Raw genomic sequence first — 275 nt, forward strand, 5'->3', positions numbered from 1 at the left:
CGCCGCCGCCGAACGCGCCGAAGAGCTTCTGGGAGCCGTGCGACACGAGGACGGCGCCGAGGGCGATGCGGAGCAGGGTCTTGGCGGTGACGGAAGCGGTCGTGGTGCGTGAGCTCATGCGTTCTCCCGGTGGTCGGTGGTCGGTAGCGGTGTCGCAGAACGTACGCCCCGCCGGTCCGGTGTGGACCGGCGGGGCGTCCCGCGATGCGGTGGTCGTCAGCTGGTGAGCTGGCGTCGACCGCTCACGCGGACGATGACACCGGCGACGACGGCAC

Source organism: Curtobacterium sp. MCBA15_016 (assembly GCF_001865105.1).
Classification (GTDB): Bacteria; Actinomycetota; Actinomycetes; order Actinomycetales; family Microbacteriaceae; genus Curtobacterium.